Here is a 25,065-nt window from a genome sequence, read left to right on the forward strand (position 1 = left end):
TTTAGCCCTCCGCTGCCTTTGACTTTGCAGCGCCCTTGTCTGCACCGTCTTTCTTTGCATCTGCCGACTTCTTCGTGCTCTTATCGAGCGTATAGTCAACCAGCTCTAAAATTGCAACCTGTGCGGCATCACCCTCACGCAACCCTAATTTAAGTACGCGGGTATATCCGCCGTTCCGATCCTTCATGCGCGGTCCGATGTCGGTAAACAATTTATTCAAGATTGCCTCATCCCAAATATAGGTTGCAGCCTGCCGCCGATTATGTACTGAATCGACCTTAGCACGGGTAATAAGCTTTTCTGCGGTTCTCCGAATCTCCATCGCCTTTTGTTTTGTCGTAGTAATCCGCTCGTACTTAAACAGTGATGTAACCATGTTACGATGCAATGCGCGGCGATGTGCACTGGTACGTGAAAGCGGATTAAAGCCGTTTTTATGCTTCATCTGTTTCTTCCTTCTGTCTCGATAACTTGATCGAATTCTTTAAATGACTGTAATCAGTCATACCCAAACTCAAATTACGTTCCGCCAACTTTTCTTGTATTTCCTGCAAACTCTTCTTTCCGACATTTCGAGTTTTCGAAATCTCATCCTCGGTCATCATGGTCAAATCGCGGATTGTTGAAACGTTTGCGTTTTTCAAACAATTGGAAGCCCGCACGGAAAGATCAAGCTCGGTGATCGGAGTGTCAAGCAACTGCTTTATCATTTCATCGCTTTCATCGGATTCATCATCACTGAGCAATTCATTTTCGTTGAAATTGACAAAAACGGTAAAATGTTCTTTCGCAATTTTTGCAGCTTCCGCTAAAGCGTCTTCAGGCCGGATAGTACCGTCCGTCCAGATCTCAAGTACAAGCTTGTCATAATCGTTGCGCTGCCCTACTCTGCACGGCTGAATTTCATAGCTGACTTTTCGAACCGGACTAAAAATGGTATCCAACGAGATTGTTCCAACCACTTCGACATATTTTTCGTTCGTCTCTGCCGGTACATAACCGCGGCCGAAATCAACTTGAATCTCCAATTCAACATGAGCATTTTCCATCAGCTCCATAATATGGAGATCGCCGGATAAAATTTCAAGTTGACCGGGTTTTGCAAAATCGGCCGCACTAACGGAACAGGGACCTTTAAAATCAAACAAAAAGACATCTTGTTCAATCTCATTTGGGAGCCGCAGCCGCATTTGTTTCAGGTTATTCAAAACTTCCATCGTGTCTTCGGTTACATTTGGAATTGCTTCAAACTCGCTTGAGATACCATGCGGGACATCATCATCACCGTAAGAGGTAATTTTTACAGCGGAAATAGCATACCCTTGTATCGAAGACAACAAAACACGCCGCAAACAATTGCCGATCGTTGTACCGAAGCCTGTTTCAAAGGGAGACGCCGTAAACTTACCATAGCTGTCGTTTGAGACATCGGCCGCAAACTCCAGACCTTTTGGTTTTTTGAATCCTTTCAAAAGATTTTTACGAGCCATTTAAACTCCTTTTTATTAGATACGGCGGGTCTTGCGGGGACGACAACCGTTATGCGGAATAGGCGTGACGTCATTGATAGAGCGAACCTTTAACCCCATAACGCCAAGCGTTCTGATTGCGGATTCGCGGCCGACACCGGGTCCCTTCACAAATACGTGAACTTCCCGTAATCCATACTGCTGGACGCGCTGTACAGCCGTTTCCGCGACTGTCTGTGCAGCAAAGGGGGTTGATTTTTTCGCACCGTTAAAGCCCAATCCGCCGGAGGATGCCCAAGACAACGCATTGCCCTTCAAATCGGTTATGGTAATAATGGTATTATTAAAGGTAGCCTGAATATAGACATTTCCTTCATATACGCTTTTCTTTTCTTTTCGTTTTTTTGCAGTTGTAGCCACAGCTTATCCTCCAAAATTACTTCTTCTTACCGGCAACGGTCTTCTTCTTACCTTTGCGAGTACGGGAATTGGTTCTTGTACGTTGTCCGCGGACGGGCAAACCCTTTCGATGCCGAAGACCGCGATAGCAGCCGATATCCATCAAGCGTTTGATGTTTAAGGCAACTTCGGTGCGAAGCCGACCTTCAACCTTGTAGTCCTGATCGATAACGGCACGGATAGCGGCAAGTTCATCCTGATTTAAATCGTTGATCATCCGCATCGGATCAATTTTTGACTTTTCACAAATTGCTTTTGCAGATGAGTGAGATATTCCATAGATATACGTCAACGCGATATTAACATGTTTATTGGGGAGGTCGACCCCAGAAATACGAGCCATTCTTCAGTTTCCTCCATTAGCCTTGGCGCTGCTTGTGTTTGGGATTTGTGCAGATAATCCGCACAATTCCGTTGCGTTTAATAACCTTACATTTATCGCAAATAGGCTTTACGCTGGTTCTTACTTTCATATTGTTTTTCTCCTTAACAAAAGAATCACCTTTCCCGAAATACTACAGATTCCGTGATCTGAGCTTTCCTCGTTTTACCAACCCCTCGTGATGGTGCATTTTAAGCTGCGCTTCGATTTGACTCATCGTATCAAGATCAACGCCAACCAAGATGAGAAGCGAGGTTCCGCCCATCAGCATCGAAATCGATTGAGGGAAGCCGAAAATGGTCTGTATTACAGTCGGCAAGACAGCAATCAGCGCCAAATACAACGAACCGGGTAAAATCAGCCGGTTTAAAATCCGCTGCAAGTATTCCTCGGTTTTATCGGTTCTAATCCCGGGAATAGAACCTCCGTTTTCCCTTATCTGCTTTGCAATTTCTGTGGGGTTTAACGAAATCTGTGTATAAAAATATGCAAAAAACACAATAAGGATCAAATAGAAAATATTATACCACCAGCCGTTCGGGCGTAAGAAATGCGCAAGGCTGTTCAGCCATCGAACATTCGGCCCTATCGTTGTCGCAATCGAAATCGGGAACGTCAAAAACGATGAGGCAAAGATGATCGGGATAACACCCGACGGATTGATCTTAAACGGAATATAGGTGTTTTGACCGCCATACATTTTCCGTCCGACAACCCGCTTCGCATAGTGCACCGGTATCTTCCGTTGCCCTTGCTGCTCATAAACAACCAGTACGATAATACCGACAAACATAATCAACGCGATAACGACAAAAACGAGGTTCAATTCACCGAGCCGCACCAGCCGAATCATCTGCGAAACGGCATGGGGTAACCGGACAATAATACCCGCAAAGATAATCATCGAAATACCGTTTCCAATACCGCGAGCCGTAATCTGCTCACCCAGCCAGACCGTTATCATGGTACCCGTCGTTACGGTAAGCATCGTAACAAAGATGTACATAAACCGACTCTGAAGCACGATAGCGCCGGGTATCATATACGCATAAAAGGTTACCGCATACGATTGAATCAATGCGACAAACACGGTAAGAATACGCGTCCATACCTGTATCTTTTTCCGGCCGCCGTCATCTTCCGCAATCTTTTTCAAACTCGGAAATACGAATAACGCAAGCTGCATCAAAATTTGAGTTGAGATATACGGCATAACGCCAAGCATGAATACGGAAAAGTTGGAGAATGCTCCGCCGACAAAGAAGTCCATATAATCGACAAAAGCATTTCCCCGTACCTGCGATTGGAAATATGCCGATAAGGCGTGGGGATCAATACCGGGAATAGTCAGTACCGATCCCAAGCGAAATACGATCAAAATTCCAATCGTAAACAGAATACGATCGCGTAATTCTTTTATCCGAAATACATTTACAAGTGCATTGTTAGCCATGTATGAAGCCCGCCTGTTTAGCCGTTTTGTTTAACGACCGTCCCGCCGGCTTTTTCAATCTTTGCCTGCGCCTGTGCGGAAACTTTATCTACATCAACCGTCAACTTTTTCGTAAGCTCTCCGGAAGCGAGCACTTTTACCAAAGTAGTCTGTTTTTTTACCAGCCCCTTTGCTTTCAGCGTTTCTTTATTAACGGTTTCCCCATCGGAATATTTTTCGTCGATCATAAATAAATTGACGACCGAATACGTTTCCTTAAAGGGATAGTTGGAAAAGCCTTTTTTTGCAACACGACGATACAACGGCATTTGTCCGCCTTCAAAACCGATATAGGTTTTACCGCCGGAGCGTGCATTCTGGCCTTTGTTTCCCTTACCCGATGTCGTTCCCCGACCGGATGAAGAACCGCGGCCTACAATGCGCTTCTTTTTATTTGCCCCTTTCGGCGCATTCAATATAAAATCAGACATTAATCAAGCTCCTCTGTTTCAACTAAGTGAGAAACCGCCCGTACCATACCCAAGATGGCGGGAGAAGCGGAGTGCTCAACTACGGAATGCAATTTTCCAAGCCCCAAGGAACGGACGGTTGCACGAACCGGCTTTTTTTGTCCAATGGTACTTTTAACTAACGTAATCCGAATTTTCTTTGCCATAGTTTACCCCCAGACATCCGTAATAGACTTTCCGCGGTTCTTAGCAATCGTTTTAGCATCCATCAATTCCGATGCAGCCTCGAAAGTCGCCCGCACAACATTTACTGCGGAGTTTGACCCCAAGGATTTTGAAAGAACATTCGCTGCTCCGGCTGCTTCCATAATTGCACGAATAGTACCGCCTGCAATAATTCCCGTACCGGAACGAGCAGGGCGAAGCAATACCGAAGACCCCTTGAACTTAGCCTGCACTTCATGCGGAATAGTGCCGTTTTTCAGTGGGATATAAATCATATTGGCTTTCGCCTTTTCAATGCTCTTCTTAATGGCCTGGCTTACATCATTCGCCTTGCCAAAGCCATATCCCACGTGTCCGTTCTGATCACCGACAACCGTTAATGCGGAAAAAGAGAAACGGCGGCCACCCTTTACAACCTTTGCAGTCCGGTTTAACTTAACCAGCTTTTCTACCAGTTCCTTCTCGCGATGCGAACTGTCTCTGTTAAAATCTTTCTGACGATCCATATCCGCTCCTAGAAATTTATTCCCGCTTTCCGGGCACCGTCTGCAACCGCCTGTACCACACCGTGATACAGATAACCGTTCCGATCAAAAACAACCGTCGTAATATTCTTTTCCTTGAGGCGCCGACCGAGTTCTTCCCCGATTTTTGCTCCGGATTCGATATTTGCCTTTAAAGGCTTAAAATCTTTTTCGAGCGTGGATACCGATGCAACAGTTACACGTGCGTCATCATCGATAACCTGTACCGAAATATTCTTATTACTGCGGAACACAGTCATACGCGGACGTTCAGCTGTTCCATAAATCCGTTTACGGATATGAACCTTACGCTTAAATCTCTTTCTATCTTTCTCGATTCGCTTTTTAAACATAGTACCTATCCTTATTTAACACCGGTCTTACCGACTTTACGCTTAATGACTTCGGTTTCATAACGGATACCCTTTCCCTTGTAGGGTTCAGGTAATCTGAGTTTACGGATCTGCGCTGCAAATTCGCCGACTTTTTCCTTATCAATACCGGAGATAATAATTTTATTCCCCTGCGGTTCAACCTTTACTTCAATGCCTTCGGGAATCAACGCGATAAAATCGTTTGAATAACCCAAAGCCATTACCAACAGTTTGCCCTGCACTTCTGCACGGTAACCGACACCGTTAACAACCAAGGTCTTAGAAAAGCCCTGACTGACGCCCACGACCATATTGTGAATTAAATTCCGATACAACCCGTGAAATGAGCGGGCTTCTTTGGTATCGTTTACCCGCGTTACGGAAACCTGAGAGTTTTCAAACTTTACCTGTACCAGCGAATTATAGCTACGGGAAAGTTTCCCCTTGGGGGGGCCTTCAACGGTCAACGCACCATCGGCAATATTGATTTTTTACTCCGGCAGGAACAGCCACCGGAAGTTTTCCAATTCTTGACACACTCGCCTCCTACCAAACTTTGCAGATAAGCTCGCCGCCGACCTGCTTTTCGCTTGCGTGCTTGCCGGTGATAACGCCCACCGAAGTTGAAAGAATAAGAGTACCGTACCCGTTATATACGCGGGGAAGCATCTTATATCCTGAATATACGCGGCGTCCGGGTGTAGACACTTTTTCAATACCATGGATAACGGGTAATTCATTATCATCGTATTTTAAGAACATCCGGATCGTACTTGCGCCGGCTTCGTTAAGTCTTTTAAAGTTCTTAATAAAACCTTCGGTTTTCAAAATCTTCACAATTTCAAGTTTTAACTTTGAAGAAGGCACATCGACTTTCTCATGACCGGCTGCCGCTGCATTCCGAATCTTTGTAAGCATATCTGCGACGGGATCTGAAACGCTCATTTTTTACCTCCTACCAACTTGATTTTGTAACGCCAGGTATCTGGCCTTCACTTGCTAATTTGCGAAAACAAATACGGCACATCTGAAATTTTCTCATATATCCGCGCGGACGACCGCATACTCTGCAGCGATTATATTGGCGGCTGGAATACTTCGGCGTGCTGTTTGCCTTATTTATCATTGCTGTTGTTGCCATGAAAACCTCTCTTACTTTCTAAAGGGCATGCCGAACTTCAAAAGAAGCGCCCGCGCTTCTTTATCGGTTTTTGCCGTCGTTACGACGTTGATATTCAAACCTGCAATCTTTTCGATTTTATCAAAGTCGATTTCAGGGAAGATAATCTGTTCCGTAACACCTAAGGAATAATTTCCTCTCCCGTCAAACCCATTCGGATTGACACCGCGGAAATCTTTAACACGAGGCAGCGCAATATTAATAAAGCGATCCAAAAATTCATACATTTTGGCGCCGCGCAATGTTACCATTGCCCCGATTTCATGTCCTTCACGAAGTTTAAAGTTAGCGATACTTTTCTTTGCCTTTGTTTTTACCGCTTTTTGGCCGGTAATAGTACCGAGATCGGTTACTGCAGCATCAAGCAATTTTTTATTTGTCAATGCTTCGCCAACCCCCATACTGAGTACGATTTTAACCAGCTTCGGCACCTGCATAACCGTAGTATAGCCGAACTCTTTCGTAAGCTCAGGCGTTATCGTTTCCGTATAGATTTTCTTAAGCCGTGGCACATAATTGCTCATTATAATACTTCTCCACCCTTACGGCAAAAACGCACTTTTTTATCGCCGTCCATCTTATATCCAATGCGAGATACGCCGTTTTTCTTACCGACTATCATGACATTTGAAATATGTATCGGCATCTCGATTTCGGCAATTCCGCCCTGATCCTGCTGAGAACGCTTGCGCATTGCTTTTTTACCCATATTGATGCCCTGAATAATCACTTGATTCTTTTCAGGCAAAACACGCAATACGGCGCCGCGCTTTCCTTTCTCGCTTCCCGCAATCACTTCTACCGTATCGTTCTTACGGATCTTGATTTTTCCTTCCATAAACGCTCAATCTCCTTATAGAACTTCAGGCGCAAGCGATACGATTTTCATAAAATCCATATCACGCAGTTCACGCGCAACAGGCTCGAAAACACGCTTACCCTTGGGGTTCTTATTCGCATCGACCAACACACACGCATTATCGTCAAAGCGGATATAAGTCCCGTCAGGACGGCGATATTCTTTAGAAACGCGGACGATAACCGCTTTTTCTACAGAACCCTTTTTGATTGTAGACGTCGGAAGGGCATCCTTTACCGCTACTACAATGATATCACCGATACCGGCATACCGGCGGTGAGATCCGCCGAGCACCTTAATACACTGTACAATTTTTGCACCCGAGTTATCGGCAACGTTTAATCTTGTTTCTACTTGAACCATAATATAGACGCTCCTTACTCGTTATTTTGCACGCTCAATAATCTCCGCCAAACGCCAGCATTTTTCCTTGCTGATCGGACGGTTCTCTACAATACGCACCGTATCACCAATGTGAGCTGTATTTTGTTCGTCATGCGCCTTATACTTTTTTGTATTGAGCACGTACTTTTTATACAGCCGATGAAGTTTCTTGGTAGCGACCTGCACAACAATGGTTTTATCCATTTTATCGCTGGTTACTAAACCAACAAACTCGCGGTTCCCGGATTTCTTTTTTGCCGTTGTTTCTTCCACGGGACTGCTCCTACTCTGCACTTACACCGGCCAGTTCTTTCTGCCGGATAAATGTGTTCAGCGCTGCAATTTCGCGGCGCATAGACCGTTTCAGCATAGGGTTCTCTACGTGTCCCACTACAAACTGAAACCTCAAATCCATATATTTTTGTTTAAGTTCGCTCCGCTTTGCCTGCAATTCGGCAAGGGATAAATCTTTATAGTTCGGCTTTTTCATTCGGAAAACTCCATCTTAGTTCTCGCGCGGCTGCTCGGCAAAGCGCGTCTTAAACGGAAGTTTACTTCCTGCCAAACGCATAGCCTCTTCCGCAAGCGAGCGATCAATACCGGTAAGCTCAAACAGCACCGTTCCGGGTCTTACAACAGCGACCCAATATTCCGGAGCCCCCTTACCTTTACCCATACGTGTTTCAGCCGGTTTTTTTGTATACGGCTTATCGGGGAATACACGAATCCACAACTTACCGCCGCGCTTTACCTTTCTGTTTAAAGCAACACGAGCAGCTTCGAGCTGGCGATTAGTCAGCCAAAAGGGTTCAAGCGATACCAATGCAAATTCACCGAAGTCGATATGATTACACCGCGTTGCGTTTCCTTTAACTCTACCGCGCTGAATTTTGCGGTATTTTACTCTCTTAGGACTTAAAGCCATCGCTTAATCCCTCCCTGCTTCCGCACGCTCACCGCGGCCTTTTTCCGACCGAGGAGCGCGTTCCTTGCGCTGTTTTTTCAACAATAAACCGGCGTCATCTTTTTGGTCGCTGCCGTACATCATGCCGCTATAGAGCCAAACTTTTACACCGATTTTTCCGTAGGTGGTATGCGCTTCCGCAAAACCGTAGTCGATATCCGCACGGAGTGTGTGCAACGGTATCCGCCCTTCCTTCATTTCTTCGGTTCGGGACATTTCCGCACCGCCGAGACGACCTGAAACACGGATTTTAATGCCCTGAGCACCGGCCTTCATCGTAGAAAAGCAGCCTTGCTTTAAGGCTTTTCTAAAAGAGGCGCGCCCCATCAGCTGACGGGCAACATTCTGGGCAACGAGAGAAGCATTCAATTCAGCACGCTTCACCTCTTTAATCTTGATCTGAACTTTTTTATTCAGTTCTTTCTGAATAATAGCGCCGATTTTTTCAATATTGGCACCTTTCGTTCCGATGATTACACCCGGCCGCGCAGTATGAATAACAATTGTTACACGCTGAGGATGACGGATGATTTCGATGTCGGCGACATCCGCATTTTTACACTCAGGCATCGTCTGGAGCATTGCGCGAATCTTTAAGTCTTCGTGCAACAAATCTGCGTATTCTCTCGGACTTGCATACCAGCGAGACGCCCATGTTTTGTTAATTCCAAGTCTTAACCCGATAGGGTTTACTTTCTGTCCCATACTTACGCTCCCGCCTTTTCGTCAACTATTACCGTAATGTGACACATTCGTTTTAATTGAACATCCGCACGTCCGCGGCCGCGGCACCATAAGCGCTTAAGTCTCGGTCCCTTCATCAATACGGATCTCTTTAATATAGAGCATATCTTCATCCAGTTTTTTTATTACCGTTCAAAGCATTCGAGGCAGCCGACTTAACCGTCTGTGAAATCAGCGCGGCTCCTTTATTGGGTATGTGCTCTAAGATCGCCATTGCATCGGCATAAGACTTGCGTTTAATCACATTCGCAACCGGTCGAACTTTTGTCGGAGAAGCAATAAAATACTTTATCGTAGCGCGGTAACCGTTTTTTGCAGTTGTTTCAGCCATTATTTCCACCTACTTTTTCGCCGCTTTTTTATCCGAGCCGCCATGCCCGCGGAAAATACGGGTGGGAGCAAACTCGCCAAGCTTGTGTCCAACAAATTCCTCTGTGATATACACAGGGATCCATGATTTACCGTTGTATACCGAAATAGTAAAACCAACCATTTCAGGTATAATCGTGGAGCATCGGGAGTAAGACTTAACCATCTTTTTTGTTTTCTGATCTCCCGTCTTGCTCATTTCAACAACCTTTTTGTACAGGCTTTTTTCTACAAAAGGGCCTTTTTTAACAGATCTTGACATTCTCTACTCCCTACTTCCGCCGTGAAACAATAAACCGATCCGAAGTATTCTTCTTCTTACGGGTTTTATATCCCTTACAAGGCTGACCCCACGGAGTAACAGGATTACGTCCTTTTCCGCGTCCTTCACCACCACCAAGCGGGTGATCGACAGGGTTCATAGCCATACCGCGTACGGAAGGACGAATACCGCGCCAACGAGCACGTCCCGCCTTTCCCAAATTGATATTCATGTGATCGGCATTTCCAACTTCACCGATTGTTGCATAGCATTTTTTATGCACCAAGCGGGTCTCACCTGAAGGAAGGCGCAACGTTACATAATCACCTTCTTTTGCAGCAATGAGCGCAGCAGCACCGGCGGAACGAGCCATTTGCCCACCCTTTCCCAGCGTCAACTCAACATTATGGACGGTAAAACCGACCGGTATGGATTCAAGCGGCAATGCATTCGCAAGCTCAAGTGCAGCCATTGTTCCGCTCATAATTTTTTGTCCAACCTTCAAGCCCTTGGGAGCAAGGATGTATCGTTTTTCGCCGTCGGCGTAAAAGATCAATGCGATATTTGCACTACGGTTCGGATCATATTCGATAGTTCGAACCGTACCCGGAATACCGTACTTATTGCGTTTAAAATCGATCTCGCGATACTTCCGCTTATGTCCACCGCCCTGATGCCGAACGGAAATACGCCCATGGCTATCCCGCCCTGCATTGGATTTTTTTCCGGTTGTAAGGCTTTTTTCAGGTTTCTGCGCAGTGATTTCATCACGCAGCAAGTCAATTCGACCGCGCATACCCGGTGTTATAGGCTTATATAATTTAAGAGCCATTTATCTTCCCCTTCAAAGCAGCGATAAGTGCTGTTATGCACCTTCAAAAACTTTAATCGATTCGCCTTCAGCAAGCGTCACAATAGCTTTTTTCCAGCTTGCAGTCTTACCTGCCCGATAGCGAACTCGACGCATTTTTCCGTCGACGTTTACAACAGCACAATTAAGCACTTTCACATTAAAAAGCTTCCGTACTGCTTCCTTAATCTGCACCTTTGTAGAGCGCGGATCCACCTTAAAAACATATTTACGCTGCTCACGCATTTCGTTTGATTTTTCCGTAAGCACAGGCGCTATAATAACATCAGTATATTGCATTACTCAGCCCCCTCGACCGCATAAAAACTCGAAAGATTTTTTGCAGCAGACTCAAGCATCAGCACTTTCCGTCCATAAAACAGATCGTGCGCACGCAAACGGTTATACGTTAAAAACGACAGCGTAGGAATATTTTTTCCGGCACGCTTCAACATTGCATCATCATCTTTCAAAACAAGCACCGTGCGCTCATCCTGAACAAATGCCTGCAATATCTTCACCAGATCTTTCGTTTTACCGGTTTCAACCGTAAAATCTTCTATAACAACAAGACGGTCTTCATCCTGAGCTTTCAAGCTCAAAATAGATTTCATCGCCAACCGCTTTGCTTTTTTCGGAATTGCATAGCTGTAATCACGCGGCTTCGGCCCGAAAATCGTACCGCCGCCGATCAGAAGCGGTGATTTTTTATCACCACGGCGCGCACGCCCCGTACCCTTCTGCTTATACGGCTTTGCATTAGAACCGTTTACCTCAGCACGGCCTTTTGTACACGCCGTACCGACACGCATATTTGCTAATTCATTTGTAATGGCATAGTAAATGACATCTTCATTCACAGGCAAACCGAACACCGCATCGTTAAGTTCAATTGTCCGCAATTCCTTACCATCAATCGAATAGACTTTCTTTTCCATTCTCTTCTCCTGCCGTTATCTTTCCCGTTTTACAGCGGATTTAAGGAACACAACCGCATCCTTTTTACCGGGAACGGAACCACGTACCATAACGACGCCCAATTCGGGATCTATTTTTTCAATCCGCAAATTCTGTACCGTTACTCGTTCGGCACCCATGTGACCGGGCATTTTAACGTTTTTAAACGATCGCCCCGGACTGGTGCACTGCCCTGTCGAACCGGGCTCACGGTGAAACTTTGAACCGTGAGAAGCACGTCCACCGCCGAAACCATAGCGCTTTACAACACCCTGAAAGCCCTTTCCCTTTGAAATCGCGGTAATATCAAGATACCGGACAGATTCCAAAACTTCGACACCGATTTTTGCACCAACGGTAACTTCTTTATCAAAACCTCTAAATTCTTTTAAAAGACGGACAGGAGCAACACCTTCTGCAAATTGATTCGCATACACCTTTGAAACACGTCCTTCTTTTAATTCACCCGCTCCTAATACAACCGCTTCATAACCGAAATGATCCGCATCTTTTACCGCGACCACCGTATTCGGCACTACTTGCAAAACGGTAACAGGTGTCAGCCGCCCCTCGTCATCAAACAACTGGGTCATGCCGATTTTTTTACCAATCAGACCAACCATAACTCACAACTCCTTGAGAAACTTATCGCTTCTCCGGTACGCACATCCTGATTAAATGCCGTCTACCGTTCTTTTATTGTTTAATTTCTACGTCAACCCCTGCCGAAAGCTCCAACGCCATTAAAGCATTCATCACATCCGCAGAAGGTTCAATAATATCGATCAACCGTTTATGCGTCCGCATTTCGAACTGTTCGCGCGACTTTTTATTTACGTGCGGAGAACGAAGCACAGTAAACTTATTAATGCGCGTAGGGAGCGGAATAGGCCTCAACACCTTTGCTCCAACTTTCTGTACTGCCTGTACAATTGCTTTAGAACTTTGATCAACCAACTCAACATCAAATCCGCGAAGTTTAACGCGAATCTTTTCCTTAGCCATATTTCCTCCGTACAAAAACAAGCGGCCGAATAGCGCCTACCCGACCGCCCTGTTTTTTATTACGCTAAAATCTCCGTAACCTGTCCGGAGGCGATAGTCCGGCCGCCTTCACGAATAGCAAGCTTCAAACCCTTATCCATAGCGATAGGATGAATCAGCTCACCGATAATCTTGGTGTTATCACCCGGCTTAACCATATCAACGCCTTGAGGCAGTGTAACGGTTCCGGTAATATCGGTTGTTCTAAAATAGAACTGCGGACGATAACCTGTAAAGAACGGGCTGTGACGACCGCCCTCATCCTTGGAAAGAACGTAAATTTGCGCTTCAAACTTAGTATGGGGCTGAATGGTACCCGGCTTAGCCAATACCTGACCTCTTTCAACCTCTTTCTTATCAATACCGCGAAGCAAGAGACCGACGTTATCACCAGCCATACCTTGATCAAGCAGCTTGTTGAACATTTCGATACCGGTAACAACAGTTTTCTTCGTCGGCTTAATACCGACAATTTCAACTTCTTCGTTAAGATTGATGACACCGCGTTCGATACGCCCGGTAACAACAGTACCGCGTCCGGAAATCGTAAAGATATCTTCAATCGGCATCAAGAACGGCTTCGCATCATCACGAACAGGATCAGCAAAATAGCTATCCATCGTCTTCAGCAATTCTTCGATACAAGCAGTATCTTCAACAGAAGCGCCGTCAGCCAAGGCCTTGAATGCAGACCCTTTGATAATCGGCGTGTCACGCGGAAAGCCGTAAGACTCAAGGGTTTCACGAACTTCTTCTTCTACCAATTCAATAAGCTCAGGATCGTCAACAAGATCAACCTTATTAAGGAAAACGATAATAGAAGGAACACCAACCTGACGAGCAAGCAGGATATGCTCTTTAGTCTGAGGCATAACCGAGTCCGGAGCAGAAACAACAAGGATTGCACCATCCATCTGAGCAGCGCCGGTAATCATGTTCTTAACATAGTCGGCGTGTCCGGGACAGTCGATGTGTGCGTAGTGACGCTTGTCGGACTGGTACTCCAAGTGACGAGTATTAATAGTAATACCACGAGCCTTTTCCTCCGGCGCATTATCAATCTCATCATATTTAAGAAGCTTATCACCATACTTTTTCGCACAATAAGTAGTGATCGCTGCCGAAAGAGTTGTCTTACCATGGTCAACGTGACCGATGGTACCAACATTCATGTGAACTTTTGTTCTCTCGAACTTTTCCTTTGCCATGTAAATCCTCCTAACAGACAATAGGCAACTAACAAAAACCCCGCCCATCAAACAGCGAGACCATTTCCATATTGAAAATGAAAAAATGTTATAAACCGGATGCCAAATACAGAAAAGAATAGAATGAGGAATAATCAGACAGTAAACACCGTTGTAAAAGACGTGTTGCGTAAGCTCGTCATAGCAATTCGACAAGCCTTATTCGGATCCACCTGATCATCATCAGAATCCATTCCGATGACTGGTTTGGCATCCTGCAGAGTAATAGGCCACAGCCCTTAACGCTTTCGAAAAGCGTTAACACGGAAACCTGCCTAAAAAGGCTTTACGGCACCGGAAAACTCTTAAAGAATACCGGACAAACAGTATTCACCTGTTTATCCAATTGAATAGCGCGACTATACTATTTCAAGTTAGAAATGTCAAGGGCTTTTAAAAATATACGCGCATTTCTATAAATTACAAGAGGGGATTGCCGTGCGCCCTTTCATTTTTCCCCATCGGTTAGTATAATCAAAATATGAATAAGGGAGCTTTCATGAAGAATATGATTTCTATGATTTTATCTGCTGCTTGTATAGTCGGCATCACAGCCGAACCTGCGAAAAACTTTAGTGCGGACGATATTCCGCTTAAAAAGGTAACGTTGTACTCATCGGGCGTTGCGCACTATGTACATGAAGGGACGGTAACCGGTTCGGGGAATATAGCGCTCTTGTTTTCACCCGCTCAAATTAACGATGTGCTGAAATCGCTTGTTGTAACGGATCCCGGCGCAAAAAGTTTAGCCGTCAATTATCAGTCCGAGGACACGCTGAGGAAAACGCTGGAAAGTTTAAAAATCGACCTTTCCGCCGCTACAACACTCTACGATATTTTAAAAGCGCAAAAGGGCGCCGAAGTGGAACTGTTTACACCTCATCAAATTACCGGAAAGATTTTGAGCGTCGATAAAAACAGCTCAAAAGAAACGGACTCTTTCTTTATTTCGCTTGCAGCGAAAGACGGCATCCACCTTATCGCCTTTTCAGACATTCAATCCTTTAAATTTACCGATGCCAGACGAAATGAAGATTTAAATACCGCTTTGGCGCTTATCCTCGACGCTTCGGCAAAGAACCGCAAAAAACTGGACATTAAAATCGATGCGCAAGGTGAACGGAAAATCGGTCTTTCTTATGTTATGGAAGCGCCGGTATGGAAAGCAAGTTATCGGCTCGACATGGGTACCGATAAAGCGGCGTTTCAGGCATGGGCGATTATCGACAATTCAACCGACCTCGACTGGAAGAATATTACGCTTACCCTCACAACGGGAAGGCCGGTCGGTTTTACGCAAAACCTCTATGCCCCCTACTATACGTATCGCCCCGAAGTGCCGCTTGCAATTGCACAAGCCGCGAAAGCAGAAACATTTGCCTCGGCTGATACGGCTGTCGAATATGCCGCAGCTATGCCTCTCGCAGAAAAACGGTCGATGATGATGAAAAAGGAAGCGTCTAGGTATGCATCTGAAGCGTATGATGAAGCGGAGTATCAAGACTTAGAGGAAAAAAATACTTCGGCCTATTTTGAAAATCAAGCTGAAGCCGGTAATGCGGGAGAAATGTTTGCCTTTACGCCGTCAAAACCGATTACACTTGAGCGGCAGCAAAGCACGATGATTCCCCTTACCCTTGCCACTCTTCCTGCAGAAAAGTATTCGGTGTTTTCATCCATTCCATATAACGAGCGTGTTAATCCTAAGTTCTGTATCAGTATTGAAAACACATCAGGCTTAAAACTGCCTGCCGGCTCCATTACAGTTCTTGACGGGGGGGAATACTCAGGTGATGCTCTTTTGGAGTTTTTACCCGAAGCCGAAAAACGCCTGATTGCTTACGGAGACGATATCGAAGTAACCGGTTCAAAGCGAGCCGATTCCACAAGGACGATTGAAACCATAAAGATGGCTGACGGAGTGATGACAACGTCGTACCGGCAAGTCCAAAGCACGATTTATTTGATACGAAATGCCAATAAAAAAGAGAGAACCGTTATTGTTGAACACGCAAAGAACGCAGGGTTTGAGCTGACATCAAAACAAGCTCTTGCGGAAACGACTGCAAACAAATATCGGTTTAAGTTTAAAGCTGCAGGCAATACCGGTACCGAGCTAAAAGTAGAAGAAGCTCGCACCTATCAATCAACTCAAAAAATATTCGATATGAATTCAAATACATTCATTTCCTACACGACCAATGCCGAAATTCCCGAAAAAGTACGGAAGGCATTTGCGTCTATTATAACGGAGAAAGAAAAGGTTTCTGCGGCGGAAAAAGCCCTAAAGACTTTGCAGGATCGTCAGACGGAAATCGGAAAGGAACAAGACCGTGTACGTAGGAATCTTGAGGCGGTCGGTTCTGAAAGTCAGCAGGGTAGAGCGTTCTTAACCAAGCTGCTCAAGCTCGAAACCGAACTGGACGAGCTGAAAACAGACATCACAACCGCAACGGAGCAGCTCACCAACGCACAGCAAAAATTTGCCGCATTCGTAAAGAATATCAGGATCGAATAAAGGAGCATCGTAGTGAAAGAAATACCGCTTTCCGAGGCGGTCGGACACGTATTGTGCCACGACCTGACCCAGATTATCGTAGGGGTGTCGAAAGACGCTCGGTTTAGAAAGGGGCATATCGTTACAGAGGAGGACATTCCGGTGCTCCGCTCGATGGGTAAGGAACACCTGTTTGTCTGGGAAAAGACTGAAAACCTGCTGCATGAAGATGAGGGGGCTGAAGTTCTTGCTGCAGCGGCGATGGGAGCAAATCTGGAAAAGACCTCCCCCAAGGAAGGCAAGATTGAGCTGAAGGCAACGGTTGACGGGATGCTTAAAATCGACACCGACCGGCTTTTTGCAATCAACAAGCTCGGTAAGGTGATGATTGCAACACAACGCAATTATGTGCCGCTTAAAAAAGGACAGACGGCGGCAGGAATGCGGGTTATTCCGCTCTTGATCGAAAAGGAAAAAATGGCTGAGGTAGCTGCAATCGCCGATGCCGCCAATCCGCTGATGTCTATCATCCCTTACAGCATCAAAACCTGTACGATTCTGGTAACGGGGCACGAAGTTCTAACAGGAGTTATTAAAGATACCTTTGCGCCGGTCGTACAGGCAAAGCTGGCGGAATATGGCGTGGAAACATTGAAAACCGTGAATACCGGAGATGATGTAGAAACCATCACGGCAGAGATACAAAAGGCCATACAGGCAGGTTCCCAGATGGTACTCTGCACGGGCGGTATGAGTGTCGACCCCGATGATAAAACCCCCGCCGCCATCCGCGCAAGCGGCGCGCGCATAGTCAGCTACGGAGCTCCCGTCCTCCCCGGCGCAATGATGCTGTTGGCCTATGCGGGCGATATTCCTATCGCAGGACTTCCCGGCTGTGTGATGTATGCCAAGCGCACCGTCTTCGATCGGCTGTTGCCGCGTATCCTTGCCCGCGAACCCATTACCGTTGAAGATATTGCGCTGCTGGGAGAGGGCGGCTTATGCCCGTAACCGGCAGCACCGTCCGGTATAGAGCGGCTATTATCTGTGCATCCGACCGCTGCTTTCAGGGCTTGCGCGAAGATGCAAGCAGCCCTATAATAGCCGAAATGCTCACCGGTCAAGGATATGAGATTACCGCTACGGTAATGCTCCCCGATGAGTACGAAGCGCTGCAGAAGACAATGGCGAATATAGCCGATGAAGGCAGCGCCGACCTTATCGTTACAACAGGCGGCACCGGACTCGCTCCCCGCGATATAACCCCCGAAGCGACCGCTGCGGTTATCGACCGCGCCGTCCCCGGTATTCCCGAAGCAATGCGTGCGGAAAGCATGAAGATAACACCGCACGGAATGCTTTCCCGCGGTATTGCGGGCATACGAAAACGCACGCTGATTATCAACCTTCCCGGAAGTCCCAAAGCGGTAAAGGAAAATCTTTCCTACATTTTGCCCGCTTTGGATCACGCACTTTTGATGCTTACCGGCGGCACGCAGGATTGCGTCGCAGCCAAAGCATAGAGCATTTCCAAAAATCTTATGTTAGGTCGTCTCTAAAACTTGGGTTAGAATTACTTCATAACCTTCGGCATAGAGATGCTTGACTACTCATCAGCAAAGCTGATAAATCAACATACATAAGGAGTATCTTATGAAGAAAACCGTTGTAGCGCTGCTTATCGGCAGCATCATACTAGCCCCGCTCTGTGCGGGAGGTAGCAAAGAAAATGCCGCCCCTGCCAAAAAGACGGAAATTATGATTTCGGCGGCAGCCAGCCTGAAAAACTGCATTCAGGATCTTTCGGCTATGTACACCGGAAAAAATCCGCAGGTAACTATTACCGCGAATTTCGGTGCATCGGGAGCCTTGCAGCAGCAGATTGAACAGGGCGCTCCGGCAGATGTTTTCTTTTCCGCCGGTATTAAGCAGATGAATGCGCTCAAGGAAAAGGGGATGATGATCGATTCAAGTGTAAAGAACATCCTTGAAAATAAAGTTGTTCTGATTACCCCCAAAAACGCAGCTGCCCTTGATTTCTTTGAAGACCTCGCCAAAAGCTCCGTAAAGAAAATCGGCGTCGGCGAACCGAAATCCGTACCGGTCGGGCAGTATACCGAACAGATTTTTCAAAATCTTGGCCTTACCGATAAGGTTGCTTCCAAGCTTATCTTTGCAAAAGATGTCCGCGAAGTCCTTTCGTGGGTAGAAACAGGCAACGTTGATGCAGGCGTCGTATACGAAACCGATGCGGAGATCAGCAAGGATGTTACCATCTGTTCCACCGCTCCCGAAGGCAGCCATAAAAAAGTTATCTATCCGATCGGTGTCGTAAAGGCAAGCGCTCATGCGGCCGAAGCGCAGAAGTTTGTAGACTTCCTGTTCTCCGACGCGGCAAAAGAAGTCTTTGCACGTTACGGATTCACCGTCATTTCCAAGTAACTTTCATTGTTTATATCAGTTCGGCTGAAACCGGACTGATACTCAAGGATTACCTACACTATGTTTGACTACGCGCCGCTTTTTATCTCGCTGCGCGCAGCCATCCTTTCCGGGATTTTCGTATTCATACTGGGAACGGCGGCGGCGCGGCTCTGTTTAAATATCCGCGGTAAATTACTCGTTCTTATCGATGTGCTTTTTACCTTGCCGATGGTATTGCCGCCGACGGTACTGGGCTTTTTCCTACTCGTCATATTCGGAAGAAACAGCCCACTCGGTATGCTGCTCGCAAAAGCAGGAATTTCACTCATATTTACATGGCAGGCAACGGTTATCGCTTCGATCGTGGTTTCCTTCCCGCTGATGTATAAGGGAGCAAAGGGTGCGCTGGAACAAGTAAATGAGGATCACGTGTGGGCGGCGCGCACCCTCGGCATGAGCGAGCTTTCCATCTTTATCCGCATTATGCTGCCGGAAGCATGGCCGGGCATCCTTGCAGGGCTTGCTTTGAGCTTTGCCCGCTCGCTCGGAGAATTCGGCGCAACGCTGCTGGTTGCCGGAAATATCCCCGGCCGTACTCAAACCATCCCGATGGCTATTTACTTTGCGACCGCGGGAGGCGATATGCACACGGCGTGGGTATGGGTCGGCGTGATTACCGCGGTTTCATGCGCGGCACTCTTTATCATGAATATGTTTTCGAGGGAAAAACGGGTATGAAGCTTGAAGCATTGATTGTAAAAAAAATGAAAGGTTTTACCCTTGATGTAAGTCTTTCAGCCGCGCAGGGGGAAATTGTCGGCTTACTCGGAGAATCGGGCGGCGGAAAATCTATGACGCTGAAATCCATTGCCGGTATTCTAACACCCGATTCAGGCAGAATTGTCTTAAACGATCATGTCCTTTTCGATTCCGAGCGGAAAATCAATGTACCGGTACGGGAGCGGAACGCCGGTTACATGTTTCAGTCGTATGCGCTTTTTCCGTATATGACCGTGCGAGAAAACATTTGCTGCGGAATAAAAGACCGGAATCGTAAAAAAGAAATTGCCAACCAGTTTCTGGAGCTTTTGCACATCACCCCCTTTGAAGGACGCTATCCGAAGGAGCTTTCGGGCGGACAGCAGCAGCGGGTTGCCCTTGCGCGTCTCCTCGCCGCCGCCCCAACGCTGATTATGTTGGATGAACCGTTTTCCGCCCTCGATAATGAACTGAAAGATTCCCTCCACGAAGATTTAAAAGCAACGCTCGAACGCGCCGCGTGCCCCGTCCTCTTTGTTTCGCACAATAAAGATGAGGTTGAACGGTACTGCACCCGCTCACTGTTCATCAAAAACGGCAGGATCACGACCGAACAAACGCAACAGATCGTTTAACAATAAGGCATCTGTACCGTTGATTTCAAAAGGTACCCTTGAGATTGTATCTATAACGTGTTACTCTAAGGATACCTATGAAGAATGCTTTACTGGTTCCCGGCGTTTTTTTCTTAAGCCTTTTAAGCGCGGTTGTTATCTTTGCCTTTTTTGGTGGAATAGCCTTGCGCTATGAAATGGCCGTTCCATTTGCATCAGAATCGGCGGGGTTGCTGCTCCTCTGCATGGCACAAAAGGCGTGTTACGTACTCCCATTCGCGGTAATGATGGCCATTATCGGAGTGTATACATTCTTGATGAGACACCCTGCAAAGCTGAGCGTAGCACTTACGCTGTTTCTTGTGTGTTTGATATTTACCGTAACGGTTATTGCACCGATCTGTTATGCGCAGTTTTCCGTCATCGAGAAAGCAATAGCAGCCTACAAAACAACGGCACCCATCGACAAAGCGTTGGCCGCTTTTACAAGCAAACCGTTATTTCTGGCTTTATTACAGCAAGGTTCCGGCAGCCTCTTTTCTGATGTATATACTGCCTATACGTTATATTTTACAACATACCTTTTGTTCACAGGTGCGCTTTTTTTCTGCGTTAGCTCATTTTGGTTTGCATGCATCATAACACGATGGAATCTGTTCAACCTTCTTTTCTTACTTCTCCTTTCCGGTTGTTTGTTGCTCGTATACCCCTATATGCAGCTGGAAGGATTCCGAACCACGCTCTTTAATCTCCATATAACAAATTCGGAAAACAGCATATACGGGATTCCACTCGTTTTGTGCGTTGTTGCCGTAGTGTTCCATTCTATAGGCGTTTTAAAAAATACTGCTAATATATTCAAAGACCAAAAAAAGGAGCGCTGCATAAAAATGCCTGAGATGTTAAAAGGGTGGCTGTCTGTTCTTATCCACTTTGTGATCGGACTTGGCTGCTGCCTTATATATGTGTTTTTTTTCAAAAAGATCGATGTACTGCCTCAGTTTTTTGTTAAGCCGGAGATTAGCGGAAACAGGAATCTTATTTATACGAATTATGCCAAGCTTACTGGTTTCCGCCGTATTGATAGGATATGCCGTCATCTTCGGTACTTGCGGTCAAAATACCGTACCGAGGTTTTCCGACATATTACTTCGTTACTTAAAGGATGCATTTATTATGCTTTTTTCGTGTGTTACTATTTATATCATCTTTATAGAAATAGTATCGCCATTGCTGATGGACTATCGACGCTACAGCGACTTTAAAACACATGATTACTACGATTTTATAAAAGAGACCGATATCTCATTACGTAACGGGGATGCCGAAAAAGCGTACGATAATGTGAAGGCTGCCCTAGGGATTTGGAAAAACAACCCCGACGCGTTACAGCTTTTTGATAAAGCTAAAGTATTGCATGAAGCATACGTGGCCGATCACAAGCGAAACAATATCAGCGAGACTGCTTCTGAGAGTGCCGACCCTGAAAATCTGACAGCGGAAGGCGCATTGTTTATCAGCAAGCGATTTATGAATAAATATGATTTTTACACCGCGCATTATTATGCCATGCGGGCATACCAACTCAGCACCGAAAATGAGCCCTATCGTGAAGAAGCCTTACGACTGGCAGCACAAGCATGGAACCAGATAGAAAAGGGAATTGCCGATCTTACTGCTGAATTTGATATACGTTTATACCAAGCAAAAAAAGCCGGATACGAGATGATCCAGCAGGGGAACTACATCAAAGCATATTACCAATTTGTAAATGCACAGCGTATGCTTGAGCAAAACAATCCGCTCAAAAGAGACCCCGATATAGACCGTTTTATAGACATTACCCGAAAAAAAGTGTTGGAAGAAGTTTTCTTTATTGATGAAACAGCCTCTCTGCCGCTTTTTGAAACAGCACGGAATATTCATTTTACCGCTCCGGCCTCGGGTACGAGAGCACCGGCACAGATAACAATAGAAGGTCTTTCTTATATCACCAACAACAATATTAAGGAAATATATGGAAGGAATTGTGAACTTACACAATACACCACCGACGGTAAGATTCTTTATCGGTCGCGGATTCCTTTCATCAAACTTATTCCGATTGAGAGCGCAGAAGGAGAGCCCATGCTCCGTATGCTATTCCAAGCCGTGGATAAACAGCGCGATAAAGTAGTGCTAAAACCTATCGTTCTGGAAGGAACAATGCCGATTGAGCGGCAGACATCTTTAAGACTGCCGTTTTCTTATAGCGATTTTGAACTTATTATTGCAGCTAATGAGGGTGAAAAGACCATGACGTTGCCGCAGCTGTACGCCTTCCGCCAGCGGGGAGGGCAATACGGCTTCCCTGGGCAAATATACCATCGGGAACTATTAGCAAGGATCAGCGATGTTTTTCTGATTTTGATTGTTTCAATTTATATGCTAGTATTGGCGTGGCGCTTCCGTATCCCGCCGCACCGTCAATTTAAGCATTCATGGGCGCTGGCTTTTCCGCTCTTTTTTGTAGCAGCAACCGGATTTGTAGAGGCAGGACGGTATTGTGCCCGCCTCGTAATTGCCCTGCTTACCGACGTATCTTATAGCCTATCGCCGTTACTGCTATTACTTGCATACACACTCTGTTTTATCGGAATGTGCTTCCTTTTTATCGGTCAGCGCTCGGAAACCTAAGAGTTCTTCTTCAGATGACCAAGGATACTTTCGATATCGAGCTCTCCCGCAAAGGCCGGAACGGTAACAGACCAGTTTTCTAACACTTGCGGATGCAATTCGCCGAAAATGCCGATTTGTTTCCCATCGGCAAGAACCCCCGCCTGTCGCCCTTCGATAAAGCGCGGGTCGTGCGTTTCACATACGTTGTAGTCCATTTGCAGATAGTACAATAAACCGGCGACAAGGCTGGCGGCTTCGTTAAAGTTGGCATCTTGGTTTACGGTCAGAAAACCGAGGCTTTGGCGGGTGCGCGTACCGGTATTTTCTTCGGGAGCAAGGTACGCGATTTTCCCCGTTTCAAAGATACGGTGCGGATAGACCGCATTTCCCGAAACCGTTTCTGCGGATAAGAGCGACGGAATGATGGACGGGCGGACAAACTGATAGTTTTCCGACATGGGGTTTGCAATTTCGATTACCCCCGTTCCGTCTATATTCATGCGGTCGATGTAGTCCTTTTTTGAGCCGAGATAGTTAAAAATCATCTCTTGATAGCCGAAGCCGACCATCAAACTTTTAATCTTTCTGCTCAGCTGGGTAACCGGAGAGAGCCGCCCGATGGTAAATTCCCGCGGCGTTTCCGGCTCAAAGAACTCGACGGTTTTACCCATCATCACGTCTTCGATAATATCCACTTCGTGTAAAAAGTCGTTCCGGTATGCAGGCGGCATCAGCGACAGACAATCCCCCTCGACGGTAACGGTGTTGTCCATACGCTCTAACGCTTCCACAATGTCCTGCGCCGAAAGCTCCGTTCCGAGGAGCTTATTGACGGCATGAACCGTCGTCTTTGTCGGCTCTTGGAAGTAAAGCGGCGTAGTAATCGTCTTACCGAAGCCCGTGTCATACGGATATTCTACGCTGACCGGTAAAATCGTGTATCCCGCATCGGAAAAATCGCAGGCAACAATGTTGGTTGCAAGCAGCAGAGAGGGCATATCGGTACCGGTCAGCTCAACCAACAGGTCGGCATCCCCCGGCTGTACCGCGCCGATCTCCGCACTGTTGATAATCGGCGCCATTGAAAGCACACCGCCCTTTGAATCCGATAAGAGCGGTACCTTCTTCATATCTTTGAGTATCCAGCCGTATTCCTTGCCTTTCGGGTGTTCGGTGATAATGCGCTCACACGTCATTTCGGTGTCGAATCCGAGCGGTCTAAACGAGGTTGTGTGTGGGTCAACAGCGCGGTAGTGTACCGGCCAATTGATCAGTTCACTGCGGTACACTCCCATCGACACGGAACGGCGTTTTCGGCCGAAGTTCCAGCACAGTTTTTCCTGTGTTTGGATAATATCTTTCAGCATAGCATCGTCGATGGGCTTACCCGAAATGACAAACGCCGTCATAAAGGGGCGGATATGCTGTAATTCGGGGTCTACGGTTACTATCCGTTTTCCGGAATCCTTCCGCTCGCTCAATGTCGATAAAAATGCTTGATACCGAGCTTTGTTTGAAGCACCTCCCGTGTGCATACGCAAAAGGCGAGCAAGCCCCGCTGTTGACCACAGGTCGGGACGGTTGGTATCGTTTAATTCAATTTTTATAATGCGTTCATCTTGCGGTGCTGCTGCGGAAGGAGCTTCGTCCAGCTCCGCCTTTGCAGAGCTTAATAAGTGTTCAAATTCGGGGGAATAATCGTATTTTTTTCCTAATAAATTGAAAAAAAGCTGTTCATTTACATCGATCTTGGGCATAGTCTATCCTTTTTTAATATGACTGAGCTGAGGCAAATGCTAAAACACACGGTTCACAATGCCTCTGAAACAATTCACATATAATAATATTGAAAGAGTATATGCAATATGCTTCTGTTTGACAAGAATAGTACGAGATTGGTTATCGGGCACCTCTAAAA

35 protein-coding genes and 2 pseudogenes are annotated in these 25,065 nt (G+C 46.3%); 8 read left to right on the forward strand and 29 right to left on the reverse strand.

The window, feature by feature from the left end; all coding sequences use genetic code 11:
- Position 1: 1 nt before the first annotated feature.
- The 28 genes and pseudogenes from rplQ to tuf all read right to left on the reverse strand — a co-directional run bounded on the left by rplQ (position 2) and on the right by tuf (position 14,156).
- Positions 2-445 carry a 50S ribosomal protein L17 gene (rplQ, locus tag GWP43_RS12270; RefSeq protein WP_162664393.1) on the reverse strand — a complete coding sequence of 148 codons (444 nt, stop codon included), beginning with the start codon at positions 443-445 and terminating at the stop codon, positions 2-4.
- A complete protein-coding gene (locus GWP43_RS12275; protein WP_162664394.1) occupies positions 435-1,490 on the reverse strand; it encodes a DNA-directed RNA polymerase subunit alpha in 1,056 nt (351 codons plus the stop codon). The genes rplQ and GWP43_RS12275 overlap by 11 nt, the downstream gene beginning before the upstream one ends.
- 15 nt (positions 1,491-1,505) lie before the next feature.
- Complete coding sequence (rpsK, locus tag GWP43_RS12280; protein WP_006188392.1) at positions 1,506-1,889, reverse strand: 30S ribosomal protein S11; 384 nt, start codon at positions 1,887-1,889, stop codon at positions 1,506-1,508.
- Positions 1,890-1,905: 16 nt separating this feature from the next.
- Entirely contained in the window at positions 1,906-2,271 is a 366-nt protein-coding gene (gene rpsM / locus GWP43_RS12285; RefSeq protein ID WP_016519026.1) for a 30S ribosomal protein S13, read from the reverse strand.
- Positions 2,272-2,287: 16 nt separating this feature from the next.
- Entirely contained in the window at positions 2,288-2,401 is a 114-nt protein-coding gene (gene rpmJ, locus GWP43_RS12290) for a 50S ribosomal protein L36 (RefSeq protein WP_002672206.1), read from the reverse strand.
- Between the two features lie 42 nt (positions 2,402-2,443).
- On the reverse strand, positions 2,444-3,763 hold the full coding sequence (gene secY / locus GWP43_RS12295) for a preprotein translocase subunit SecY (protein ID WP_162664395.1): 1,320 nt from the start codon (positions 3,761-3,763) through the stop codon (positions 2,444-2,446).
- A 17-nt stretch (positions 3,764-3,780) separates the two neighbouring features.
- Positions 3,781-4,233 (reverse strand): 50S ribosomal protein L15, encoded by a 453-nt coding sequence (rplO, locus tag GWP43_RS12300; RefSeq protein WP_162664396.1) that lies wholly within the window; start codon positions 4,231-4,233, stop codon positions 3,781-3,783.
- The gene (gene rpmD / locus GWP43_RS12305) at positions 4,233-4,418 is read right to left on the reverse strand and encodes a 50S ribosomal protein L30 (protein ID WP_006188388.1); all 186 of its coding nucleotides are present in this window, start codon (positions 4,416-4,418) and stop codon (positions 4,233-4,235) included. Before rpmD ends, rplO begins: the two co-directional genes overlap by 1 nt.
- 3 nt (positions 4,419-4,421) lie before the next feature.
- The gene (gene rpsE / locus GWP43_RS12310; protein ID WP_016522586.1) at positions 4,422-4,943 is read right to left on the reverse strand and encodes a 30S ribosomal protein S5; all 522 of its coding nucleotides are present in this window, start codon (positions 4,941-4,943) and stop codon (positions 4,422-4,424) included.
- Positions 4,944-4,951: 8 nt separating this feature from the next.
- Positions 4,952-5,314, reverse strand: coding sequence for a 50S ribosomal protein L18 (gene rplR / locus GWP43_RS12315; protein ID WP_044014173.1), 363 nt, complete (start codon positions 5,312-5,314; stop codon positions 4,952-4,954).
- A gap of 11 nt (positions 5,315-5,325) precedes the next feature.
- Positions 5,326-5,872, reverse strand: a pseudogene (rplF, locus tag GWP43_RS12320) (50S ribosomal protein L6).
- A 9-nt stretch (positions 5,873-5,881) separates the two neighbouring features.
- Entirely contained in the window at positions 5,882-6,280 is a 399-nt protein-coding gene (rpsH, locus tag GWP43_RS12325) for a 30S ribosomal protein S8 (RefSeq protein ID WP_162664397.1), read from the reverse strand.
- A gap of 10 nt (positions 6,281-6,290) precedes the next feature.
- Entirely contained in the window at positions 6,291-6,476 is a 186-nt protein-coding gene (locus tag GWP43_RS12330; protein ID WP_081984397.1) for a type Z 30S ribosomal protein S14, read from the reverse strand.
- Positions 6,477-6,487: 11 nt separating this feature from the next.
- Complete coding sequence (gene rplE / locus GWP43_RS12335) at positions 6,488-7,039, reverse strand: 50S ribosomal protein L5 (protein WP_162664398.1); 552 nt, start codon at positions 7,037-7,039, stop codon at positions 6,488-6,490.
- On the reverse strand, positions 7,039-7,353 hold the full coding sequence (gene rplX / locus GWP43_RS12340) for a 50S ribosomal protein L24 (RefSeq protein ID WP_162664399.1): 315 nt from the start codon (positions 7,351-7,353) through the stop codon (positions 7,039-7,041). Before rplX ends, rplE begins: the two co-directional genes overlap by 1 nt.
- A gap of 15 nt (positions 7,354-7,368) precedes the next feature.
- Positions 7,369-7,737, reverse strand: coding sequence for a 50S ribosomal protein L14 (gene rplN / locus GWP43_RS12345; RefSeq protein WP_162664400.1), 369 nt, complete (start codon positions 7,735-7,737; stop codon positions 7,369-7,371).
- A gap of 21 nt (positions 7,738-7,758) precedes the next feature.
- Positions 7,759-8,031 carry a 30S ribosomal protein S17 gene (gene rpsQ / locus GWP43_RS12350; protein WP_006188379.1) on the reverse strand — a complete coding sequence of 91 codons (273 nt, stop codon included), beginning with the start codon at positions 8,029-8,031 and terminating at the stop codon, positions 7,759-7,761.
- A 10-nt stretch (positions 8,032-8,041) separates the two neighbouring features.
- Positions 8,042-8,248, reverse strand: a complete 207-nt coding sequence (rpmC, locus tag GWP43_RS12355) for a 50S ribosomal protein L29 (RefSeq protein ID WP_162664401.1) — start codon at positions 8,246-8,248, stop codon at positions 8,042-8,044.
- A 15-nt stretch (positions 8,249-8,263) separates the two neighbouring features.
- Positions 8,264-8,683, reverse strand: coding sequence for a 50S ribosomal protein L16 (gene rplP, locus GWP43_RS12360; protein WP_162664402.1), 420 nt, complete (start codon positions 8,681-8,683; stop codon positions 8,264-8,266).
- A 3-nt stretch (positions 8,684-8,686) separates the two neighbouring features.
- Positions 8,687-9,427: a 30S ribosomal protein S3 gene (gene rpsC / locus GWP43_RS12365; protein WP_162664403.1), complete on the reverse strand. Its 741-nt coding sequence runs from the start codon at positions 9,425-9,427 to the stop codon at positions 8,687-8,689.
- 2 nt (positions 9,428-9,429) lie between these two features.
- Positions 9,430-9,797, reverse strand: a pseudogene (rplV, locus tag GWP43_RS12370) (50S ribosomal protein L22).
- 9 nt (positions 9,798-9,806) lie between these two features.
- Positions 9,807-10,097, reverse strand: coding sequence for a 30S ribosomal protein S19 (gene rpsS / locus GWP43_RS12375; RefSeq protein ID WP_016522594.1), 291 nt, complete (start codon positions 10,095-10,097; stop codon positions 9,807-9,809).
- Positions 10,098-10,107: 10 nt separating this feature from the next.
- Positions 10,108-10,929, reverse strand: a complete 822-nt coding sequence (gene rplB, locus GWP43_RS12380) for a 50S ribosomal protein L2 (protein ID WP_162664404.1) — start codon at positions 10,927-10,929, stop codon at positions 10,108-10,110.
- A gap of 33 nt (positions 10,930-10,962) precedes the next feature.
- Positions 10,963-11,247 (reverse strand): 50S ribosomal protein L23, encoded by a 285-nt coding sequence (locus tag GWP43_RS12385; protein WP_006188372.1) that lies wholly within the window; start codon positions 11,245-11,247, stop codon positions 10,963-10,965.
- On the reverse strand, positions 11,247-11,885 hold the full coding sequence (rplD, locus tag GWP43_RS12390) for a 50S ribosomal protein L4 (RefSeq protein WP_162664405.1): 639 nt from the start codon (positions 11,883-11,885) through the stop codon (positions 11,247-11,249). The genes GWP43_RS12385 and rplD overlap by 1 nt, the downstream gene beginning before the upstream one ends.
- Positions 11,886-11,900: 15 nt before the next feature.
- Complete coding sequence (gene rplC / locus GWP43_RS12395) at positions 11,901-12,527, reverse strand: 50S ribosomal protein L3 (RefSeq protein ID WP_162664406.1); 627 nt, start codon at positions 12,525-12,527, stop codon at positions 11,901-11,903.
- Between the two features lie 73 nt (positions 12,528-12,600).
- On the reverse strand, positions 12,601-12,909 hold the full coding sequence (gene rpsJ, locus GWP43_RS12400) for a 30S ribosomal protein S10 (protein WP_162664407.1): 309 nt from the start codon (positions 12,907-12,909) through the stop codon (positions 12,601-12,603).
- Between the two features lie 59 nt (positions 12,910-12,968).
- Positions 12,969-14,156 (reverse strand): elongation factor Tu, encoded by a 1,188-nt coding sequence (gene tuf, locus GWP43_RS12405; RefSeq protein WP_162664408.1) that lies wholly within the window; start codon positions 14,154-14,156, stop codon positions 12,969-12,971.
- Positions 14,157-14,694: 538 nt separating this feature from the next.
- Between tuf and GWP43_RS12410 the strand changes: the two genes are divergently transcribed.
- From GWP43_RS12410 to GWP43_RS12445, 8 genes are all read left to right on the forward strand, one after another.
- On the forward strand, positions 14,695-16,713 hold the full coding sequence (locus GWP43_RS12410) for a DUF4139 domain-containing protein (RefSeq protein WP_162664409.1): 2,019 nt from the start codon (positions 14,695-14,697) through the stop codon (positions 16,711-16,713).
- Between the two features lie 12 nt (positions 16,714-16,725).
- The gene (locus GWP43_RS12415) at positions 16,726-17,703 is read left to right on the forward strand and encodes a molybdopterin-binding protein (protein WP_162664410.1); all 978 of its coding nucleotides are present in this window, start codon (positions 16,726-16,728) and stop codon (positions 17,701-17,703) included.
- Positions 17,694-18,215 carry a MogA/MoaB family molybdenum cofactor biosynthesis protein gene (locus GWP43_RS12420; protein ID WP_162664411.1) on the forward strand — a complete coding sequence of 174 codons (522 nt, stop codon included), beginning with the start codon at positions 17,694-17,696 and terminating at the stop codon, positions 18,213-18,215. Before GWP43_RS12415 ends, GWP43_RS12420 begins: the two co-directional genes overlap by 10 nt.
- Before the next feature lie 130 nt (positions 18,216-18,345).
- Positions 18,346-19,134 (forward strand): molybdate ABC transporter substrate-binding protein, encoded by a 789-nt coding sequence (modA, locus tag GWP43_RS12425; protein ID WP_162664412.1) that lies wholly within the window; start codon positions 18,346-18,348, stop codon positions 19,132-19,134.
- A gap of 60 nt (positions 19,135-19,194) precedes the next feature.
- Positions 19,195-19,854 carry a molybdate ABC transporter permease subunit gene (modB, locus tag GWP43_RS12430; protein ID WP_162664413.1) on the forward strand — a complete coding sequence of 220 codons (660 nt, stop codon included), beginning with the start codon at positions 19,195-19,197 and terminating at the stop codon, positions 19,852-19,854.
- The gene (locus GWP43_RS12435; protein ID WP_162664414.1) at positions 19,851-20,510 is read left to right on the forward strand and encodes a sulfate/molybdate ABC transporter ATP-binding protein; all 660 of its coding nucleotides are present in this window, start codon (positions 19,851-19,853) and stop codon (positions 20,508-20,510) included. The genes modB and GWP43_RS12435 overlap by 4 nt, the downstream gene beginning before the upstream one ends.
- A 77-nt stretch (positions 20,511-20,587) precedes the next feature.
- Positions 20,588-21,754, forward strand: a complete 1,167-nt coding sequence (locus GWP43_RS12440; RefSeq protein WP_230977713.1) for a hypothetical protein — start codon at positions 20,588-20,590, stop codon at positions 21,752-21,754.
- On the forward strand, positions 21,666-23,165 hold the full coding sequence (locus GWP43_RS12445; protein ID WP_230977714.1) for a hypothetical protein: 1,500 nt from the start codon (positions 21,666-21,668) through the stop codon (positions 23,163-23,165). Before GWP43_RS12440 ends, GWP43_RS12445 begins: the two co-directional genes overlap by 89 nt.
- Here GWP43_RS12445 and pheT read toward each other — a convergent pair.
- Entirely contained in the window at positions 23,162-24,904 is a 1,743-nt protein-coding gene (pheT, locus tag GWP43_RS12450) for a phenylalanine--tRNA ligase subunit beta (RefSeq protein ID WP_162664415.1), read from the reverse strand. The two genes, GWP43_RS12445 and pheT, sit on opposite strands and share 4 nt — an antisense overlap.
- Between the last annotated feature and the right edge of the window lie 161 nt (positions 24,905-25,065).

Origin of the sequence: Treponema vincentii, assembly GCF_010365865.1 — a bacterium.
In the GTDB taxonomy this organism is placed as follows: Bacteria; Spirochaetota; Spirochaetia; order Treponematales; family Treponemataceae; genus Treponema.

Bases quoted from the DNA above. Each gene is read 5' to 3' on its own strand.
- rplX (WP_162664399.1), bottom strand. From the start codon at position 7,353: ATGGAAGGAAAAATCAAGATCCGTAAGAACGATACGGTAGAAGTGATT.
- rpsH (WP_162664397.1), bottom strand. From the start codon at position 6,280: ATGAGCGTTTCAGATCCCGTCGCAGATATGCTTACAAAGATTCGGAAT.
- rpsC (WP_162664403.1), bottom strand. From the start codon at position 9,427: ATGGGACAGAAAGTAAACCCTATCGGGTTAAGACTTGGAATTAACAAA.
- rpsJ (WP_162664407.1), bottom strand. From the start codon at position 12,909: ATGGCTAAGGAAAAGATTCGCGTTAAACTTCGCGGATTTGATGTTGAG.
- rpsM (WP_016519026.1), bottom strand. From the start codon at position 2,271: ATGGCTCGTATTTCTGGGGTCGACCTCCCCAATAAACATGTTAATATC.
- secY (WP_162664395.1), bottom strand. From the start codon at position 3,763: ATGGCTAACAATGCACTTGTAAATGTATTTCGGATAAAAGAATTACGC.
- GWP43_RS12445 (WP_230977714.1), top strand. From the start codon at position 21,666: ATGCTTTTTTCGTGTGTTACTATTTATATCATCTTTATAGAAATAGTA.
- rpsS (WP_016522594.1), bottom strand. From the start codon at position 10,097: ATGTCAAGATCTGTTAAAAAAGGCCCTTTTGTAGAAAAAAGCCTGTAC.
- GWP43_RS12435 (WP_162664414.1), top strand. From the start codon at position 19,851: ATGAAGCTTGAAGCATTGATTGTAAAAAAAATGAAAGGTTTTACCCTT.
- GWP43_RS12275 (WP_162664394.1), bottom strand. From the start codon at position 1,490: ATGGCTCGTAAAAATCTTTTGAAAGGATTCAAAAAACCAAAAGGTCTG.
- rplE (WP_162664398.1), bottom strand. From the start codon at position 7,039: ATGAGCAATTATGTGCCACGGCTTAAGAAAATCTATACGGAAACGATA.
- rplD (WP_162664405.1), bottom strand. From the start codon at position 11,885: ATGGAAAAGAAAGTCTATTCGATTGATGGTAAGGAATTGCGGACAATT.
- tuf (WP_162664408.1), bottom strand. From the start codon at position 14,156: ATGGCAAAGGAAAAGTTCGAGAGAACAAAAGTTCACATGAATGTTGGT.
- rplC (WP_162664406.1), bottom strand. From the start codon at position 12,527: ATGGTTGGTCTGATTGGTAAAAAAATCGGCATGACCCAGTTGTTTGAT.
- rplQ (WP_162664393.1), bottom strand. From the start codon at position 445: ATGAAGCATAAAAACGGCTTTAATCCGCTTTCACGTACCAGTGCACAT.
- GWP43_RS12330 (WP_081984397.1), bottom strand. From the start codon at position 6,476: ATGGCAACAACAGCAATGATAAATAAGGCAAACAGCACGCCGAAGTAT.
- GWP43_RS12420 (WP_162664411.1), top strand. From the start codon at position 17,694: ATGCCCGTAACCGGCAGCACCGTCCGGTATAGAGCGGCTATTATCTGT.
- GWP43_RS12410 (WP_162664409.1), top strand. From the start codon at position 14,695: ATGAAGAATATGATTTCTATGATTTTATCTGCTGCTTGTATAGTCGGC.
- rplR (WP_044014173.1), bottom strand. From the start codon at position 5,314: ATGTTTAAAAAGCGAATCGAGAAAGATAGAAAGAGATTTAAGCGTAAG.
- pheT (WP_162664415.1), bottom strand. From the start codon at position 24,904: ATGCCCAAGATCGATGTAAATGAACAGCTTTTTTTCAATTTATTAGGA.
- rpmJ (WP_002672206.1), bottom strand. From the start codon at position 2,401: ATGAAAGTAAGAACCAGCGTAAAGCCTATTTGCGATAAATGTAAGGTT.
- rpsE (WP_016522586.1), bottom strand. From the start codon at position 4,943: ATGGATCGTCAGAAAGATTTTAACAGAGACAGTTCGCATCGCGAGAAG.
- rplO (WP_162664396.1), bottom strand. From the start codon at position 4,233: ATGTCTGATTTTATATTGAATGCGCCGAAAGGGGCAAATAAAAAGAAG.
- rplP (WP_162664402.1), bottom strand. From the start codon at position 8,683: ATGGCTTTAAGTCCTAAGAGAGTAAAATACCGCAAAATTCAGCGCGGT.
- rpmC (WP_162664401.1), bottom strand. From the start codon at position 8,248: ATGAAAAAGCCGAACTATAAAGATTTATCCCTTGCCGAATTGCAGGCA.
- modA (WP_162664412.1), top strand. From the start codon at position 18,346: ATGAAGAAAACCGTTGTAGCGCTGCTTATCGGCAGCATCATACTAGCC.
- rplN (WP_162664400.1), bottom strand. From the start codon at position 7,737: ATGGTTCAAGTAGAAACAAGATTAAACGTTGCCGATAACTCGGGTGCA.
- GWP43_RS12385 (WP_006188372.1), bottom strand. From the start codon at position 11,247: ATGCAATATACTGATGTTATTATAGCGCCTGTGCTTACGGAAAAATCA.
- rplB (WP_162664404.1), bottom strand. From the start codon at position 10,929: ATGGCTCTTAAATTATATAAGCCTATAACACCGGGTATGCGCGGTCGA.
- rpmD (WP_006188388.1), bottom strand. From the start codon at position 4,418: ATGGCAAAGAAAATTCGGATTACGTTAGTTAAAAGTACCATTGGACAA.
- modB (WP_162664413.1), top strand. From the start codon at position 19,195: ATGTTTGACTACGCGCCGCTTTTTATCTCGCTGCGCGCAGCCATCCTT.
- GWP43_RS12440 (WP_230977713.1), top strand. From the start codon at position 20,588: ATGAAGAATGCTTTACTGGTTCCCGGCGTTTTTTTCTTAAGCCTTTTA.